This window comes from Providencia sp. PROV114 (assembly GCF_032704305.1).
GTDB lineage: Bacteria > Pseudomonadota > Gammaproteobacteria > Enterobacterales > Enterobacteriaceae > Providencia > Providencia rettgeri.
Map to the genome: position 1 here is coordinate 2,210,742 of NZ_CP120528.1, position 18,922 is coordinate 2,229,663.

10 protein-coding genes are annotated in these 18,922 nt (G+C 36.4%); 5 read left to right on the forward strand and 5 right to left on the reverse strand.

Annotated features, from left to right (window positions below; translation table 11 throughout):
• Window positions 1-21: 21 nt before the first annotated feature.
• Window positions 22-3,756 (reverse strand): DUF4132 domain-containing protein, encoded by a 3,735-nt coding sequence (locus P3L37_RS09745; RefSeq protein ID WP_272667285.1) that lies wholly within the window; start codon window positions 3,754-3,756, stop codon window positions 22-24.
• Window positions 3,757-4,115: 359 nt separating this feature from the next.
• Here P3L37_RS09745 and P3L37_RS09750 point away from each other — a divergent pair, with 359 nt between their 5' ends.
• The 3 genes from P3L37_RS09750 (at window position 4,116) to P3L37_RS09760 (ending at window position 6,226) form a co-directional block, all read left to right on the forward strand.
• Window positions 4,116-4,505, forward strand: coding sequence for a RidA family protein (locus P3L37_RS09750; protein ID WP_004910911.1), 390 nt, complete (start codon window positions 4,116-4,118; stop codon window positions 4,503-4,505).
• Between the two features lie 27 nt (window positions 4,506-4,532).
• Window positions 4,533-5,498, forward strand: coding sequence for a threo-3-hydroxy-L-aspartate ammonia-lyase (locus P3L37_RS09755; protein WP_272667286.1), 966 nt, complete (start codon window positions 4,533-4,535; stop codon window positions 5,496-5,498).
• A gap of 98 nt (window positions 5,499-5,596) precedes the next feature.
• Window positions 5,597-6,226, forward strand: a complete 630-nt coding sequence (locus tag P3L37_RS09760; RefSeq protein WP_109912230.1) for a transcriptional regulator — start codon at window positions 5,597-5,599, stop codon at window positions 6,224-6,226.
• Here the strand turns inward: P3L37_RS09760 and P3L37_RS09765 are convergent.
• Window positions 6,223-6,759 (reverse strand): metallophosphoesterase family protein, encoded by a 537-nt coding sequence (locus P3L37_RS09765; RefSeq protein ID WP_272667288.1) that lies wholly within the window; start codon window positions 6,757-6,759, stop codon window positions 6,223-6,225. The genes P3L37_RS09760 and P3L37_RS09765 overlap by 4 nt on opposite strands.
• Window positions 6,760-6,886: 127 nt before the next feature.
• A complete protein-coding gene (locus P3L37_RS09770; RefSeq protein ID WP_238563291.1) occupies window positions 6,887-7,810 on the reverse strand; it encodes a LysR family transcriptional regulator in 924 nt (307 codons plus the stop codon).
• Between the two features lie 94 nt (window positions 7,811-7,904).
• On the opposite strand from P3L37_RS09770, the gene P3L37_RS09775 reads away from it, so the two are divergent.
• Both P3L37_RS09775 and P3L37_RS09780 read left to right on the forward strand, forming a co-directional pair.
• On the forward strand, window positions 7,905-9,089 hold the full coding sequence (locus tag P3L37_RS09775) for an MFS transporter (RefSeq protein WP_109912227.1): 1,185 nt from the start codon (window positions 7,905-7,907) through the stop codon (window positions 9,087-9,089).
• Between the two features lie 142 nt (window positions 9,090-9,231).
• A complete protein-coding gene (locus tag P3L37_RS09780) occupies window positions 9,232-10,110 on the forward strand; it encodes an alpha/beta fold hydrolase (protein WP_109912226.1) in 879 nt (292 codons plus the stop codon).
• A gap of 43 nt (window positions 10,111-10,153) precedes the next feature.
• On the opposite strand, the gene P3L37_RS09785 is transcribed toward P3L37_RS09780, so the two are convergent.
• Complete coding sequence (locus P3L37_RS09785; RefSeq protein ID WP_196719503.1) at window positions 10,154-11,038, reverse strand: DUF362 domain-containing protein; 885 nt, start codon at window positions 11,036-11,038, stop codon at window positions 10,154-10,156.
• Between the two features lie 329 nt (window positions 11,039-11,367).
• A complete protein-coding gene (locus P3L37_RS09790; RefSeq protein ID WP_272667289.1) occupies window positions 11,368-18,687 on the reverse strand; it encodes a C80 family cysteine peptidase in 7,320 nt (2,439 codons plus the stop codon).
• Window positions 18,688-18,922: the final 235 nt, after the last annotated feature.

Consider the following 18,922-nt stretch of genomic DNA (forward strand, 5'->3'; position numbering starts at 1 on the left):
AAAATCCTACGTTAAACCCACTTACCAAGGTGTTTTCTTTTCCCACTCAGGATCAAAACCTGCACACGCATCCGCAACTTTTAAATAATCCGCATAGCTTTCAGCTAATAAAATAGGTGGGATATCTTTTAACTCGATATAGCTGCGGTTCCATGAGCTTTGTTGTGATTTTTCGAAGCTTAATGAAAACAAGACCGCTGGAATATTTTCCTCTGGCACATAGCTGCCACTAAATTCGATATAGACATAAAAACCTAAACTGGCGAAGTGTTTTGCATAATGGGTAAAACTCCCACCGTCTTCTGCTTGCCCACGTTGGTAACCCATTTTTGTCAAGACGCCACGCAAGGTATAGGTGTCGGTTAACCACCCTTTACGATCTTCAATTTCAGTTAATTTCAGATCCAGAGCAGGGATTTTATGTTCCATTTGTGAAAATAAAAATTTCACTTTGTAATCTTTAAAGTGCGTTATCCACGCTTTTCGCTCATCTTCACTGACCAATGCAGCATGGGCTAATTTGATGTAAGAGTCAGCAGATAACGTCACTTCGTCATCATCTAAATTTAATAAACTGCCATCATCCGATGGACGAAACACATTCAGGATATTGTTCTCTTTCGTTTCTATCCAAACTAATTTTTCGATAAGGCCACGCATCACCGGGTGCGCTTGGATATATTCCTGCCAATCTGCGGTTGTCCAAAGGCGCTCTGCGCACATCGCTTCATATAAACGAGCCGTTTGCAGTTCAATGACTTGCTTGAGTTCTTTTTTACTCGCAGTGAATAGCTTTTTAGATTCTTTAGCCAATTCTTCGTTATCGGTTTTACGTGCAGCGGGTAATGCTTTGATTTCTTTGCCTTCTGGATTAAATAAGACTAATTTTTGCTGTGCGTCCAGCTTCGCAGTAAACGTACGGTCACCATATTCGAGTGCCAAAATACCTGTTTCATCCATTCCGGCAGTCGGTATTGTTCTATCTGCAAGTTCATCCGCGCTCCAACCATTACGTTCAGCAATTTGAGCAACAAGTCCGCGCGCTTTTTCTTGAACTGACGCGGTACGATAACGGCGAGAAAGTGACAATAATAATTGAATAATCAGAGGGTCATTGCTTGTCGCCACCGCATCAATCATGGCTTCAATTTGTGCGCGACGTTGGTAATGATCACGCATATAGTTGCGCAATGTGGTTACGGCAAGGTGCCCTTCAATACCACAAATCAGCGCTAACATTCCTTTATCACTAATAGCGGAGCCTAAATAGCGGCGCAGAACTTCATTTTTTATCTCATTAAACGTCTGCTCTAAAGTATAGTTTTCATACTGACTATAATATTCAGGCCAGCGTTTCACCCAATCTTGATAATTAGCTAAGCGTTTTGGGGCATCACGTTCTGCTTCTGTCATTGCCATTTCTAATGACGGCCCAGCAATATCTTGCCCGATAAAACTATTTAAAATAAAACTACCTAATTTCTTTTGGCTATCTATCGAAAGTAAACCAATATAACGTTGAAGTAATCCATTACCCGCTGGCATTTTTAATTTAACGGCCAGAACCACCCACCAGCGAATAATATCGGCTTCTACGGGTTTATTATTTTGCCAAGTTAATGCCGGCAAAGAATCGAGATTAAACCATGCCATACTGGCAGGCGCTTTCGCTTTTAGTCCTTTTTGCGCTTCAGCTAATAACACTTTAGGCGCAAGATAACCTGAAATATCCTCGCCAAATTGTTCCAGCGTAGTTAATAAGGCAGCCCGTACAACTTCCCGTTTTTCTTTCTTTAATAAGGCATAGAGTGGTTTTAATGACTCTGGATTTTTCAAACGTGCCAACCATTCAATTGCGGTGACACGAATTTCTTGTTTGCCTGAATCTAACCCTTCTGCCGCGTTGAGGTGAATATTCGGTAATGTCTCTAGTAATTTTTGTGCACTCAGGCGGTGGGTTTTATTTTCCCCAAGAGCCAACTCCATAATACGTGGAATAAAACGTGCTGGAATGGTCGGTAACATTGCAAGGACATCAATTCCACTCGCCGCATCATATTCTTGATAATAACGCTGCGTTTCTTGTTGAGGAATTAAACCTAATGCTTCTGCAATAAAATCTGGGTATTGAATGAAAAACGGCCAAACTTGTACTGGCTGGTTAAAAATTGCTAACCCATTAGCATATGAGCGTAAACAAAGGTCTGCAATCAACCGTGTTGCGTTTTTAAAATGACATTGTGTTAACGTTTTTTCTAGCTGACGCAATTCAACTTGCCCAAGAATTCGCGGTGGAACTTCCCGTGTAAGATGGTAATGGGATAAATGTTCCTCATTTGTTCGGTTATGGCTGATCAGACGTAATGCATGGAATAAGGTATATTCGGGCAAGTTAGTAATACGTTCTTTAAATTTCACCACGCTATATTCATGGTCAGTAATAATTTCCTTACCTGAATTCAGCTTATCAATCACCTTACAGCAGGCTTGCGCATTGAGTTTTTGGAATTCTTTATAATGTCGCTGTGCCCAATTGTAGCTGTGCTTCTGTTTTTTGTTTTCTTCAATTTCACTTTCTGCATTTTCCTTGGCTTTTTGCAGCATTTCATTGAAATTATTAACTAAGATATCTTTTGCACTTTCAGGCAGCGGTGTATCTTCTAATTCAATAAACTCAGGTAACTCAGTCTCTTCAACTTGGCTGGCGGTATCCATGACTGAAAATCTCGAAATTGCACTTTCAATACTTTTCAGTACGGTTTTATTGGTTTCCGTTGTCAATGCCGCTGCTAATATCTCTCTGTGTTCGCCTATACGGGCAAACAAATCTGCTGCTTGGGTACGCTGTTTTGGCGTACCTCCAGTTAAAATTTGAGTTAAGTGTTGCGTAACCGATTGTGCAGGTAAAATTGCCATTGTGGGTTCCGCGGCTGCACGCACGGTTTTTAACGAACTAGTAGCAAAAGAAACTAATACATCAGCAAAAAGCGTATAAAGCTCAACGTCTTTCTTCAGTGTGTTGATTAACTGAATTTGCCCTGCAGCAGATAAATTATTCACTAACGTCTGCTTAATAAATGCTTGTTCTGCGATTAAATACGCTTTGAATCCTGGAATGGCAAATAACCGATTTAAGTTATCATAATGGTAATCAGATAAATGATGACGATCGAAAATGATATATAAAATAGTGTTAGCCGGTTTATCTGTCTCTTGTTCGATGATTTCAGTTAGTAGGTCAAAATGCCAATGTTTACGGTGTTCTAACTTAGTATCCCGCGAATTATCATAGGTTTTTGCAAAGGCATCGCCCATTAAATAACTTACCCACGATGGTAATTCAGGTGTTAATACTTTGATGTTAATATCTTGGCACGCCGCCGCTAATACTTTTGCAAAACGGGCAATTTGCGATGAAGTAATCCCATCGCCCACTTTCGAATATAGTTTATGTCTTGCATTTGCCCCTTGGCGAATTAATTTATTATATTGGCTCGAATTAAAGCCATTTCCTCCCCACCACCAATCTACGGTACCGGGTTTATCGAGCAAAATAACCGCTTTTTCGTTATCCAATTGGCTTAATTGAACCAATACTTCTGGCGATTTTCCATCTAATACATACTCTAAAACGGTTTTAGGTAGTTCTTCATCTAAGACAGACAAAGGTAAAAGCGCTTCTTGTAAATATTGTTCTGCAGCGGGTGATTCTTTTTTCCCAAAAATTGAAAGAAGATTAAATGTGAACTTTGCCATCTGATATCCCTAAAAGTATTTATATAACAACTTCTTATCATTTTAATCATATCGTCACAATTTGATTATTCTTAATCGTTTTTAATTAAGATATATCATTTAACCCGTCTTGCGATTTTAAATTCTGCCTATAGGGATATAGCTATAGGTTTACTCTTTATAATTAAACTTTACCCAATAAATTATTTAATTAACTGCCTTATACCTATATTTTTCTTTTTATTATGTTGACGATAATTCTGATAACAGTTTATTGCTATTTACATCAAATTTATTCGCGAAGAAAACGTTGACTAAACACTAAATCTAATATTAGACTAAAAATCTAGTCAACGTATTTTGTGCATGGTGAGGCAGATATGAGTCAACTTATTGAATGTGTGAATGCACCGACACTCATTGCTCCAAAAGGGCATTATTCACACTGTGTTACTGCTAATGGATTGGTTTTTATCTCAGGGCAATTACCCGTTGATAAGTTAGGCAATGCGATGACTGACGTAGCATTCCAAGAGCAAGCCACGCTTGTGCTTGCTAATTTACAAGCATGCTTAGATGCTGTTAATTGTAGCAAAGCGCATTTGGTTCAAGTTCGAGTTTATATAACAGATATGGAAAATTGGCCGTTATTCAACCAGATTTATGCTAGTTGGATAGGCGATCACCGCCCAGCTCGTGCTGTCGCAGGCGTTGCTGAACTTCATTTTGGTGCAGCATTAGAAATTGAAGCGATTGCGATGTCTGCTTAATTACTTATTATTCATTGGGGTTATATCATGTCAGGATTAATATTACCGACTTATCAAGATGTAGACGCAGCAGCACAACGTATTGCGGGTTTTGCACATAAAACCCCTGTTCTCACCTCAACCACCGCAAATAAAGAATTTGAGGGCGAACTGTTTTTTAAATGTGAAAACTTTCAGCGTATGGGGGCGTTTAAATTTCGAGGAGCCTTTAATGCGTTGAGTTTGTTAAGCCCCGAGCAGAAAAAAGCGGGCGTTATTGCATTTTCTTCCGGTAACCATGCACAAGGTATCGCTTTAGCAGCGCAACTTTTGCATATTCCTGCCACTATTCTTATGCCCAATGACGCACCTGCGGTGAAAGTGGCTGCTACACAAGGTTACGGTGCCACCGTTATCCGCTTTGATCGCTATAAAGAAGACAGAGAAGTGCTTTGCCAACAACTCGCTACTCAACAAGAGTTAACGATTATTCCTCCTTATGACCACCCTGATATCATCGCTGGCCAAGGTACCGCAGCCAAAGAACTGATTGAAGAAGTGGGTGAATTGGATGCCCTATTTGTTTGCTTAGGTGGCGGAGGCCTACTTTCAGGGTGTGCCATTGCTACCAGAAAATTATCACCTAACTGCCAAATTTATGGGGTTGAGCCTTTAGCCGGCAATGATGCGCAACAATCATTTCATCGAGGGGAAATTGTGCACATTGATACGCCAAAAACCATCGCAGACGGTGCGCAAACCCAACATCTAGGTAACTACACCTTTGCTGTTATCAAAAACAAGGTTGATGATATTTTCACTGTAACCGACGAGCAACTTATTGATCGCATGAAATTTTATGCTGAACGCATGAAAATTATCGTTGAGCCGACAGGTTGCTTATCCTATGCTGCTGCCCTTGCCCACAAAGAACAATTCCAAGGTAAGCGCGTGGGGGTCATTGTCAGCGGTGGTAATGTTGATATTCAGCACTTTGCACAATTAGTTTTATAAGTAATTAGTTTCATAATGAACACCGCCCTTCATCTATTAGCAATACTAAAAATAGGTTAAAATTAGGGATTAGCAATTGATGGATGAAGGGAAACAGCATGTCAGATCAAAAAGATAATTCAATACTGGCTCAAGTTGAAATTATTGCGAAAGGTCTTAGTGAAACATTTGCCCCTTTTTGTGAAGTGGTGGTACACGACCTTAAAAATCCGGAACACTCGATCCTTTCTATTCATAATAACTTATCTGGTCGCCAAGTTGGTGAACCTACTACCGAACTCGGCCATGCAAGAATTGAATCTGCAGATTTTCCGAATATTATTGCTAATTATGCCAACCAATTTTCTGATGGGCGCCCAGTAAAAAGCACTTCGATTGGTATTAAAGATGAGTCAGGACAATACATTGCCGCATTGTGCTTAAATCTGGATATGACATTATTTAGAAGTATGCAAAGTATGTTATCGCAATTTATTGACGTGGGTAATAGCCCAATAAAAGAGCATATTGAGCCTAATGGTGCAGAAGCCATTCGCATGCGTATTGACCAATATGCAGCCACCTTAGCTGCGACACCACGCACATTGAAAGTAGACGAAAGAAAAAACTTAATTGAAGTGCTACGCAATGAAGGCCTGTTAGATATCAAAAAATCTATGGAAACAGTGGCTCAGCACTTAGGAATATCAAGAGCCTCGGTTTATTTGTATGCGAAAAAAGACAGTTAACGATTGGCTTTTTTTAATATCTGTTTAATGCTGATGGGGAAAAAATCATTTACATCCACGCCGACATTAAGAGCACGGGGCCCTAACACCGCTAAGCGCTTAAACTGCTCTGGGTCTTTCCCTGAATTATGAACATGGCCGTATAAATGAATTGCATCACGGAAGAAGCCTTGCCATTCTAATATTGGGTAATGGAATAACACTAATTTTTGTTTTTGATATTCCAACTCATAATAGCTTTTAACCCATTCAAACAACGATTGGTCAAATTCAGGGTCGTCCAAAAATTTATCATGATTGCCGCGGATCAAATATTTTTTCCCTGCTAAGCGACGTAATATTTTATTCGCATCCGCGCCATTCCCCTTGTATAAAAAATCACCGAGTATGTAGATCTCATCATGCTCAGTAACATACGCATTCCAGTTATGAATCAACGTATCATTCATGTGACTGATACTCTTGAACGGTCGGTCACATAGGTTAATAATATTTGAATGGCAAAAATGGGTATCTGAAATAAAGTAAATCATATAAAACCTAAAAATATATTAATAATAATTCTACTCAAGCAAACCATTTGCTTACTATTTATCATATCTCAATGATTTTTAATTGCTTTACGGAATTAGCTGAAAACAGACTTATTTAGCGTAATAATCACTCCCAAATTGCCCTTCCTTCCCAACACTCATCAATTAGCGCTAAAAACTCACGAACTTTAGGGGGTAAATAACGTTTTGTCGGGTATAGCGCACAAATAGGTGACTCAGGTAAGGAAAACTCGGTTAGCACTGGCACTAATCGACCTTTTTTAATTTCTTCACTTACCAAAAATGCGCCTAACTGGCACACCCCCTGTCCTTCTATAGCTGCGGCTAGAATAGCCTCGGTGTCATTTAATACTAAACGCCCTTGAGCTGGATAATTTTGCAAATGCCCATTAATTTTATACTTCCACGACACATTATATCCTCGGTGCCTAAACACCAGCATACTGTGATACTGTAAAGCTTGCGGGTTTACTGGTTCACCGCGCTGCTGGAGATATTCAGGGGATGCGCACGTGATTAACCGATGTGGGGCTAAGACTTTACGGACTAAACGGTTATCATCCATTCCGCCAATACGGATCGCAATATCAAAACCATCGCGCACAATATCACAATAGTCATCATTAAAATCTACATCCACCTCAACCTGTTCCCATTGTGCTAGATAACGTTGAGCAAGAGGTAAAATGAAACGTTTTCCAAATACCACAGGTACCGTTATCCTTAATAATCCTTTTGGTTGTTGCTGGCCTTGGCTTAATATATTTTCAACTCTTTCAATCTCTTGTAATATGTTAATGGCAGATTCATACACCAATTGACCTTCATCACTTAAATGAATACTTCGTGTCGTTCGATGTAACAAGCGAGTTTGTAGACGATGTTCTAGTCGCCCAATACATTTCCCAATCGCTGAACGCGATAGTGCTAGCCGTTCGGCCGATTTCGTGAAACTCAGTGTTTCAACAACATCCACAAAGACTTTTAAATCAAGTAGGTTATCCATCACTAGAGAAGCTGAATTAGACACGATTTATCCCCAATATTACTACATTTGATATATTTATCTCCCATCATGTCCCCTATATGCTATTTCAACAAGTTTATTTTTAGTTAGGTAGAATATGTTTTCACAATGCATTAAACATTCAAATAGCATCAGCACACTTCGTTCATGGGGGGCAATACTGACCTTAACCCTTGCCACTTTTATTGTTGTGACCACTGAAATGTTACCCGTCGGCCTATTAACCCCTATTGCCAATCAGTTTTCTATTTCTATCGGTTTGAGCGGGTTGCTTATGACTTTACCTGCTGTCGTGGCTGCAATTTGCTCACCATTGGTAATTTTATTTACCGAACAAATTGATCGTAAAAAATTGCTGATTTTGGGTGCGCTACTGCTCGTTGTATGTAACTTGCTTGCGGCAATCACGTCTCATTTTACATTGCTATTAATTAGCCGCTTATTTATTGGTTTGTGTATTGGCATTATATGGGCGATCGCAGGTGGAATAGCACCGCGTTTAGTGGCATCAGCACATGTTAATTTAGCAACATCAATGATTTTTGGTGGCGTGGCTGCTGCCTCGGTAGTGGGGATTCCATTAGGCGTTTTTATGGGTGAATGGTGGGATTGGCGCAGCGCATTTTTCTTAATGAGTGCCTTATCATGTATTTTATTATTGTTAATGGTAGTTCTTTTACCCTCTTTACCGACGGTCACACCACCTTCAGCTAACGCTTTTATTGCACAATTAAAACGCCCAACAATATTGCTTGGGTTAGCCATTACCTTACTCTTGGTATCAGGGCATTTTATGGTGTTTACCTATATTAGACCGCTATTAGTCACTAATATTCATGCAACAGGTGAACAACTTAGCATTATGCTATTCTTTTATGGTATTGCGGGCATTTTTGGTAATTTTATCTTTGGCTTAACTGCGGGGAAAAAGCTTAATTTATCCTTGTTTATTATTATAACAATCATTATTGCTTGCTTATTTTTGCTTGCTATTTTACCCCTGACAACATTAATTGGCGGCCTAACTATTATAGCTTGGGGAATGGCTTATGGTGGTGTCTCCGTCACATTGATGACATGGATGATTACGCACAGTCTTCAACATATTGAAATTACGGGCTCACTGTATATTGCTTTTTTTAATGCAGGCATTGCTTTGGGTTCTGCTTTAGGCAGCATGGTTGTCTTCTTATATGGGTTATCTGCTAACCTCATCATCGCAGTTCTATTACTCACAACGGCGCTACTGGCACTCGCTATTTATCACCTTAAAACACATTAATCTGACATTCTTCATCAATAAAATGATTACCATGATAAACTTCGATTATATCATAGGTAATCATTGCCATTTTTTATGGCTCGTAATTGCAACGAAACTACGGCATATAAATAGCACTATTAATGAAGATACCGGAAGAAAAATGACCAAAACCAATTCAGTTCCACTTTTTTATGATTCATTTGGTACACCAGATAACCCGACTATAGTCCTCATTCCTGGCTTAGGTGGCCATAACATTAGTTGGACGTCAGACTTTTGTCAGGAAATTGCAGATGCTGGTTTTTACCTGTTACGTATAGATAACCGAGATGCGGGTTTATCTCATCATATCAATGAGTTCCCACCTATTGATTTAGGGGTATTGATTGAAAAAATGCAACAAGGTGAGCCTTTCGCTGTTCCTTATACCTTATTCGATATGGCTGAAGATATTATCCATCTCTTAAATACGTTATCTATTGATAAAGCCCACTTTATTGGTCGTTCCATGGGCGGAATGATTGCCCAAATAGCGGCAGCGAAATTTCCTGAACGTACATTATCTCTTTGTGCAATCATGTCATCGACTGGGAACCCGACTTTGCCACAAAGTGCTCCCGATGTTATGCAAATGCTGATGAGCCCAAGTGCTAACCCAAAAGAAGATTTAGAAGGATATTTGTCAGGACAGCTTGCGTTTTATCGCCGGATCAGCTCAACGTTTGGCCCATTTGATGAAAATTATTATCGTGAATATATACTGCAATCACTCGCACGCAATCATTCACCAGAAGGCACTAAACGCCAAATTGTGGCTGTTGCCGTCACCGGAGATTTGCGTTCTTATATACAGCACATTAATGTACCCACATTAGTTATTCATGGTTCAATCGACCCGCTCTTCCCATTAGCCGCAGGGCAAGATATTGCTAACAATATTCCGAATGCAAAATTGGAAGTTATTGAAGGTATGGGCCATGAAACGCCACCAATGATTAATCCACAAATCGCTAAACTGATAATTAATCATTTAAATTAATAAATTCGCGTACTAAGGCTCTGAAAATGAGCCTTAGTTACTATTATAACCACCCTTGTTTCTTATGCTGCGCACAAATTGGGCAAATATGGGTATTTTCTTCCCAAGAAGAAAAAGGTAAATGGCAGGTATTACACTGCGCATCATAATAATGGAAAATTTTTGGTACGCTATTTTTGGCTGTATATGCTTGTACATGGATAGATTTAGGAAAACAAACGACTTGGCAACTCATACAACCAGTACAATGTTTTTCATCTATCAAAAATTGGTTATTTTCAATTTCTATCGCATGCTCATCACACATCTTGGCACAAGCACCACAAAGAATGCATTTTTCTGTGTCTAATTCGACCTTAAACCAGCTATCTTCAGGGTAAAATTGTTTTCTTGCATTTAATCCTGTTTTCACCTGGCCCTTATCTAACGGCTTTGAATCCAATTTTTGACGAAATAGCATCATCCGACGACCGCTATCGACTTGTTCAGGCTGAACAATACGTAATTGCCAAATAGGTTCTTGTAATATTTTGAGTTTTAAATTTAATGCCGCAATCGTTGGCAACCATTTATCAACCCAGGGTTCAGCAATTTGCATACCACGAATGCCATATTGCCGGTGCCAAACAATCAGTTCGTCCGCATTCGCAATGGGTTCGTCATGTTTTACTATCAGAAACTCCCCTTGATAGCTGCGTTCGTGAGGTTTGATATTTTCAATAGCATCGACAGGACAAGCAAATAAACAATTACCACATTGAAAACACAATTCATTATTAATTTCTGCATCCATATGGCTAAATGACACAGCGCCAACAGGGCAGCTGATGGCACAATTATCACAGATGCTATTTTTCAGGCGTTTTCTTACGCACTGACCGTTAATTATGGGTTCAGGAGGCAGCTCTAAACTAATAAAACGTCTCATTGCTCTACACTCTCCCGTTACAACAAAAATAACTTATTTAAAAATTGTTATATTTAATAGTTAAATTCTAGCATTAATTTTCACACTATTTTAGTACAACACTCTGTAGATAAAGATGATTTGGGCTAAATAATTACTTAAAATACACTCTCCCGTTACAACAAAAATAACTTATTTAAAAATTGTTATATTTAATAGTTAAATTCTAGCATTAATTTTCACACTATTTTAGTACAACACTCTGTAGATAAAGATGATTTGGGCTAAATAATTACTTAAAAACCACAAAAATCTCTGTATTTTGGAGCCTTGTGGTTTACGCCTCCTTTCTAACTTGCTTTTTTCATATAATTATCAACAAGGTTGGTGGGCTCCCAATTCTTCTGTAAATATTCAATATCCTGAATACCAATACAGTTTTCTTCGTCTTGTAGGCGTAGTGTCGCTAACGTCTCCACTAAATGATTTAATTTTTGTTGGGTGGAATGCTCATTTTGCCCCTCTAAAGACTGCACATGAACTACAGTGGGAGCTATCGTATTCGGATACTGAAATATTTTCACACTACGTCCCTGATCTGAAGTATAAGTATATCGAGTTGCATTACTTCGGTGGTCAGGTTCCTCTCGAATAACGTCCTTATTAAAATTAATTAGGTAAATCGTGTTTTCACCGCCAAGGCTATACAACGAATTCCAGCCTACAATTTCGCCATTGATAATAAAACTATTTTTTCCGCTAGCATCTGTTAACAACCCATTTGAACCATTAGAAATAAAGACATCATTCCCTTCACCACCATATAAATTGGTATCACTTATTGATGCATAAAGAACATTATTTCCGTAAATACCATCTGGAATTGAAATGGCTCCAGTTACCGCTTGCGCTTTAAATACCCGCCCGACCCCACTTCTATCCCAAACTTTTTGTTCTGGTCCTTTTGTTCGAATAAACAAGCGCCTAAATGGCGTATTTTCACTAATATGTATATTTTTTGTCTTTGTATCAATAATTGATGAAAAGCTTAACTCGTTAGAAAAATTTTTAAACTCATCCATAGGGTGCCAAATCTGTTCTGGCGTTAATTCTTTTTTATATTGACGCTGTTCAGCAAGGTAGCGAACTAAATGTGCCATTCCATCATTATGAATATGGGCGGGCATATGGGAGGGTAACCGCTGATGATGACAGACTTGATTATTGCTATTTTCATTATTTTTGGGCATTTTTACTTTGACTGTACGCAAATTAGATTGCGATGTATAAATATGATAAGTCTCTTCCCATTCGTCTATGACCTCATACTGTGTTTTAAAATTAAATAAATGAATATTATTAAATCCCACTTGATCTAATATTTCTGTATTACCGCCCCCTTTACTTCCATCAATTAAATAGTGGTCATCTCCTCCTTGTCCATCAAGTTTGTCATTACCCAAGTCAGATAGAATTAAATCACTATTTTCACCACCATATACATAATCATCACCGTTACCTCCATACAAAACATTCCCTCCTCCATTTGAAATAATAATATCATTACCTTCCCCTGAATTTATGATATTCCCTATCATGCTGTTGTCATCAATTAGGTCATCACCATTGTTTGTATCTAAAATAGGATAACGAAAATTATATCCTTTAGGGATTTTTATGTAATCATTATTTACTGTTGGTAATTCCAAACATTCAATTGGTTCAATATTATAAGAATCCTGCCCCATTTTTATCCTAAATAAATTTCCATGACCGTCTTTAATATGAATTTCTTTACTTATTTGGCATGATAAATTAACGAAGCTAATTTCAATTTTTTCATTACTGAATTTATCATATAAAAATATTGATTTCCCCAATGCCTTGATATCAAACCCATTCTCATAAGGTAATAAAATGGTCATATCAAACTCATTTTCCATTTCTGGTTTAATATTTGAAAAGTCAAAAATGATTTTACCTTGAAAAATCTGATCTGGGTTAACTTGATAAACATCTCTTCCTTTAGTAACTATAATATAACTGTTTCTACTGACCATTAAAAGGTGGCCATCGTTATTCTCTCCTTTATACTCTAACTTACTCGCTAACCCATGAAATTTAAAATCCCCCCATAAAGGTTGATCATATATTTCATTATCAACTGAAATTGTTTTTTCACTCTCATCAATACTCATTGTAGAGCTAGCGCCACCCTGATAAGTAATATTGAAAATATTTTCACTTATAATGTGTGAAGCACTTGAATCCAAATTATTTAGCTTAGTATTTAATACAAATCCGTCCCTTGTATATAATTGATACCTGTGAAATATTCCCCTACCATTACTATCGATTCTATACGTGTTTTTTAAAGTAACATTCAGTGTTAAAATTTTCGTTTCTGGCTCTTCCAATTTCATTTCAATAGTTAATATGAGATCATTACCCGAAATACTGGCCCCCTTTATTTCGCTTAACATATACCCTAAATTCACTCGACTTTGACCTTGTATTTTTTCAATAATTACAGCTGATAATTCTAATAAATCATCATTTAATTCATCTTGATTATTGCGCCAGTCAACACGACGTAGAAAATAGTTATCATCGCCTTCTCCACCATTGACTATCCCTGATTCAAATATTAAATGGTCATCCCCCTCCATACCTTGAATAAATGCAATCATTGCCCCTGCATCTAGTGTGTTGGATTCTTTATTACCTAATAATTCTGTTGTCGTAGAGCTATCTCCAATTAGCATCACATCATTAACATTGCGCAAATGAATCTTATTAACTTTATGATTAATGAAGGCCACCTCTGACGTTCCCTTGTTCAAATCGATATCTATTTTACTGTTGGATGGAATGTCTTTAATGATTATACTATTATTCCCTCCATTACCATCAAAATAAATTTCGTTAATTTCTTCAATGTTATTACCAAATAATAATGATAAATTTGTAATATCATCTTTTTCGCCGCCTACTAGAAATTTACTCCCTACATTGATGTTAAATAAATTTTTTGAATTTTTTTTCCCAACGATAACATCTATTCCATTCCCTGGGTTAAAACTAATGTTTTTTTGTTTGGCTTCATTTTCATATCGGTAACCAATATTTTGCATACCTTCATAAATAACCCTAGGATTTTCACTTAATAATTCCCTTGCAATATCAATAGGCTGGTTTAAAAACTCTTCTCCTAGTCTATTCACTCTAATATCATTATTTATATCAGGATGGATCGTATTGGTATAATTATTTCTAGCCTGAAATAGCCGTAGCTCTGATGCTGATAAGGAACTTAGTTGTGTAGCAACTGACTGTTTTTTCTTTATGTTATAAGAAGTAGTTAGCTCGTTTTTATGTAAAAATTGTTTTAGTAATAAACTATCATATTCAGGATTAAGCACAAGAATGTCATTGGCAACCTCCTCGCCAATATTCTTATACGCGATAGGAGGCGTTTTATTCACCAGTCTAAAACGATAATTAAAATTCAGTTCATTGACTCTCTGTGTTTGAAAGCTTTTTATCCAACGATTATCTTGAGAATCATAATGATAATTTTCCCGAATAAAATTAATTTGTTCGATGGTATAGTAAGGCCCTATTTCATCACTATCAATATGACTAAGAGGTCCACGGCTATCCACATCCACAAACTCTACACTACTAATTATTTTTGAGTTATTTCTATAATAAATATAATGTTTGATATGTTCAACAAGGATCGGTTTACCAACCAATTGCAAGTGTTCATCGAAACCCTGATATAAAAATGACGACTTGAACATATCTAAATCTTGTTGCCAATTTATATTTTTGAAGTGTGCTAAATGCTGTTTATAACTAAATCGATTTAATATGTTGTCTGAAGGAGGGAAACCAAGTGCAGCACGAATACCTTCTCTGGCTTTTTCATCCCAGCATAGAGATTCACCGAGCTCATCTTCAATTTTTTCTACTGCGCGAATACCTGCATATACCATCCCTCCAATTAATAAGGAACCCGCAACAATTAAACCAACGACAGGTATTACCGATGAGCCAATGATTATACCAATTATAGTTACACCACCCACAATAATATTAGCAATTGACAAAGAACCATTCACAATTAAGTCTTGGCGCTCTTTATCATTTGTAACCCTGTCTAGTTGTTCAAATGCTTCACAAGCTTGATAAATATCTAATCCCATTCCAATTAAATTAAATATAATTGTAATACGAGCTGTAATTTTTGATGATACATTAAATGACCCGTATTGCTTGTAAGCCAGCTTAAGTAAAATGGGCTGCAAGACCATATCCCCATAATTAAAAAATGCATTTGCACAGGCCAAATCAAGGTTTTTCTGTATCTCCCTTTTTTCTTGCTCTGATAGAGCAGGATTATCTAATTCATCAATCAACTGGTAAACAGAGTTGATCGTTAAAAATATCCCTGTCGAACCGATTCCTTGTCCGAAATAATTAACTATTTTGGCATAGGCTGGTAATTTCATGCCGATGCGCCGTAAATCCCCCACTGCTTTATCTACACCTGCTTGATTATCAAGTTGTGATCCCTGAATAATTTGCAATTGTTCATGTAGTACTGCCCGTGGTTGGATCTCTGAGTTAACATCAATGCGTCGTGTTATTTGGTCATTTTGCAAACTCTTATTAAGCATTTTAATGAGATTAGTATCTTTTAGATCCTCAGTTAAAAAGGTTAGTTGGAAGGCTAATTTATCAGGGTTAAATTTAACATCCCCCTCCCAGTTAAGTACCTGAATATGCTTAAAATCTAGTGGCTCACCATTTATTGTTGCCCCAATATCTCTAAGTTTATTTAATGATGTTACCTGCTCGCCAAAAGTAACTTCCGTATCATCAATCACTGATATTGCTGATGACTTAAAAAAAATATCTAGCTCACTTATTATGCTTTGCCGCATCCTGCGGTATGCTTCACTCTCTGTATTTATGATTTGCACTTCACCAAACAAGGCTTCGCCTACTTTGTGCTTAAATCCCGCAATATTTCCTCTGGTTGATACTGAGCCATCCTCTTGCGTTATTTCTTGGTTAATATAATCATTAAAAACATTAGATAAGTGTTTCTTTGCCTGATTAAATTCTGAATGGCCAATAACAAGTTCAACACCTGTCGTATCAGATAAAGTTAAAAAACACTTATCATTACGTGAATAGCTTGTAATTGTATATATTTCCTTATCACTTTGAAAAGTGATAATCTGATTATTTTCCATATTATCAAATAATAATATGTGAGATTGCTCGTTAATTTCATTAGAAATAGCTCCTAATAAATCAAGATTCGATTGATATATTTCATCAAATCTATTGAGCACTTCTTGCTCTTTATTGGTAATATTACTTAATTCTTTTTTACGTGTTAGCTTGGTTAAAACCTCAAGCTTTTCATTAAGTTGCAAACTTTGTTCGTCAGTTAAATTGCTATGCTGTAAAAAGCGTAAAAAGCAGATATTCTCAAATGAATGTATTTCAACTGGCAATTTATTTACTGTAACATTGAACCCCACTTTATATGATAACTGAGATAATGCTGCATAATTCGATTTTCGTTTTTCATGTAAATCTAAAGTTAATCTAAATTCTTCTTTTAATGACTTTTCGTTTCCAAATGGAGTTTTAATATCTATATAGAGGATTAAAAAATCATCAATATATTGATTATATTCTCTTAATTTTATTGGATCTTGGACTAGTTTTAAAACTTCTGCATGATTAAAGCCTTGCCCACTAGGGAATAGCTCACTCAAACGGTTTATAGACTGCTTACTTAAGTAGTTTATTTTTTCAGGTTGGAGGCTCAAAAACTCCAAAATATTTTTTACTTCAATAGCTTGCTGTTTAATCCTAGTGGTGTCATCATCAATAAATATTGAATTCCACATATGAGAGAAATCATTTTCATTCTCAGCGTCACAAATTTTATTAATTTTTTTACTGATAATGGGGTCATATGCTGCAATATTTATTTTGTTCTTATCGACACTTCCATCTTGGAATGTAAAATACCCTTTTAAATAAAGATGTTTATTAATATCAATATGCTCTGCTAGTAAATTACCTATACTAATATCTTCAAGTAATGCTTTTATTTTATGTCTTGGTTCAAAATTATTTTCAAAAAAAACTTTAGTATATATCCCATTTGTTTTTAGCTTACTCGTTAACTCCTCGCCAAAAATCATCTTTTCTTCTTTTGTCAAAAGTGCCTTTTTATCGGTTAAATATAGAATAATATTTTCTGGCATTTTAAAACCATATCTTGTTTTTAACACATTTAATGAGTTTGCATAGTTTTGAATAAAACCAGGTTCAGAATGAATATTGTCTATTAATATCCACTGTTGTTTAGTTACTTTTAGTAAATGCTCTATGTCGCCATACTCTGAGAAAAATTCCATTGTATTCGGGTTTAATTGAAACAATAATGTGCTATTAGGGAGCTCATTAACGAGATCTTCAGCATATTTTTTGCCTACAACGCCTCTTCCTGAGCGAATAATAATTTTGACAGTATCGTTGATTTTTTGCGGATTAGCATTCACATTGATTTTATTAATCATTAACCATAATGGTGTTTCTAATATTCCAACATTTTCATATTCACGAATTAGTTCACTTCTAAAATCACTATTAAATTGAGTATCTTTCGCATTTAACTTCTGTTTAAAAATAGCGTATGCATCATGATTAAAAGCCACTTTTTTAATCAAATCAATATCGATTTTATACTCATTATTTGGATCCCTAAAAATATCCATAGCAGTAGAATGCTCATCTTTGATTAATTGCCAAACTTCTAACTCACCACTTCTTAGCTCATCGATAAAATATAAACTGGCATGCTTTCCATTAATATAGCTCTGTTGGTTAGTTTGGTTAATATTAATTTCCAACCGCCAATTTTTAGTAGACTGTTTTTCTCCTGCTAAATTATATGGCCAAGTTATTTTTTTACTGTCACTCGTGATACCGATAGGTCGATTATAACCTACAACTGGAAGGTATATTCCATACTTAGCTAATTCGACACTTGCCCTAAAAACAAAGTTTTCATTTACCCCCCCGCGTCCTAATTGGCAGCCTGCCAAAACAATCTTATTAGGTGGATATGCCTTCAGTACATCATTTTTAAGATACTTCAAACCTGTAATAAGTTGGTAAGCTTGGTACCCTTCAAGGTGGCTTTGCTGGTTACGTCCAGTATATTGACCATGGCCAATAACCGCCCAACGTATTTTCCCTTTAACTTGAGTTTGTAAATCACCATGTAGTACTTTCCACTGTTCATTTTTAATATCAAACTGTATAACAAGTGAATTACTAGGAAATTTTGCTAATAATCTCCCCGTTGATTTAGCTGCTGAGTCATCACCTCCTATTTGGATTAAAACATGATAATTATATGTCGAGTCACTTGTAGGCCGACTCATTAAATGATGAAAAATTGTAAGCCTTGTGAATTCATCTATAGGATTAAACCAGTTAGATATATTTTTAAGTTCGGAGGACTGCTCCCCTACTAATGGCCTGCCATCTATATGTTCTGTTAAAAATATAAAATCATCATCTTTATTAATTATTTCATCATTAGTTTTCTTATCATTTATATTTATCATCTAAATTTTCTTTCCTTGTCAAATTAAAACCCATCTTCAACTTAACAAGATTGCCACATCAGTAAAATATATAAAAAAACAATTAAGATTAACTACAACTAACAACGCTCAAGATAATTTCTCTATTAAAATATAAGCCATCAAATCGATATGATACACAATCATTTTAATGATTATATTATGTTTACTTGTAATTATATTATATGCATGTAATTATTTGGATTCATTTCTACTT

Coding starts and splice junctions, on each gene's coding strand:
- P3L37_RS09745 (WP_272667285.1), bottom strand. CDS start 3,756: ATGGCAAAGTTCACATTTAATCTTCTTTCAATTTTTGGGAAAAAAGAA.
- P3L37_RS09750 (WP_004910911.1), top strand. CDS start 4,116: ATGAGTCAACTTATTGAATGTGTGAATGCACCGACACTCATTGCTCCA.
- P3L37_RS09755 (WP_272667286.1), top strand. CDS start 4,533: ATGTCAGGATTAATATTACCGACTTATCAAGATGTAGACGCAGCAGCA.
- P3L37_RS09760 (WP_109912230.1), top strand. CDS start 5,597: ATGTCAGATCAAAAAGATAATTCAATACTGGCTCAAGTTGAAATTATT.
- P3L37_RS09765 (WP_272667288.1), bottom strand. CDS start 6,759: ATGATTTACTTTATTTCAGATACCCATTTTTGCCATTCAAATATTATT.
- P3L37_RS09775 (WP_109912227.1), top strand. CDS start 7,905: ATGTTTTCACAATGCATTAAACATTCAAATAGCATCAGCACACTTCGT.
- P3L37_RS09780 (WP_109912226.1), top strand. CDS start 9,232: ATGACCAAAACCAATTCAGTTCCACTTTTTTATGATTCATTTGGTACA.
- P3L37_RS09785 (WP_196719503.1), bottom strand. CDS start 11,038: ATGAGACGTTTTATTAGTTTAGAGCTGCCTCCTGAACCCATAATTAAC.
- P3L37_RS09790 (WP_272667289.1), bottom strand. CDS start 18,687: ATGATAAATATAAATGATAAGAAAACTAATGATGAAATAATTAATAAA.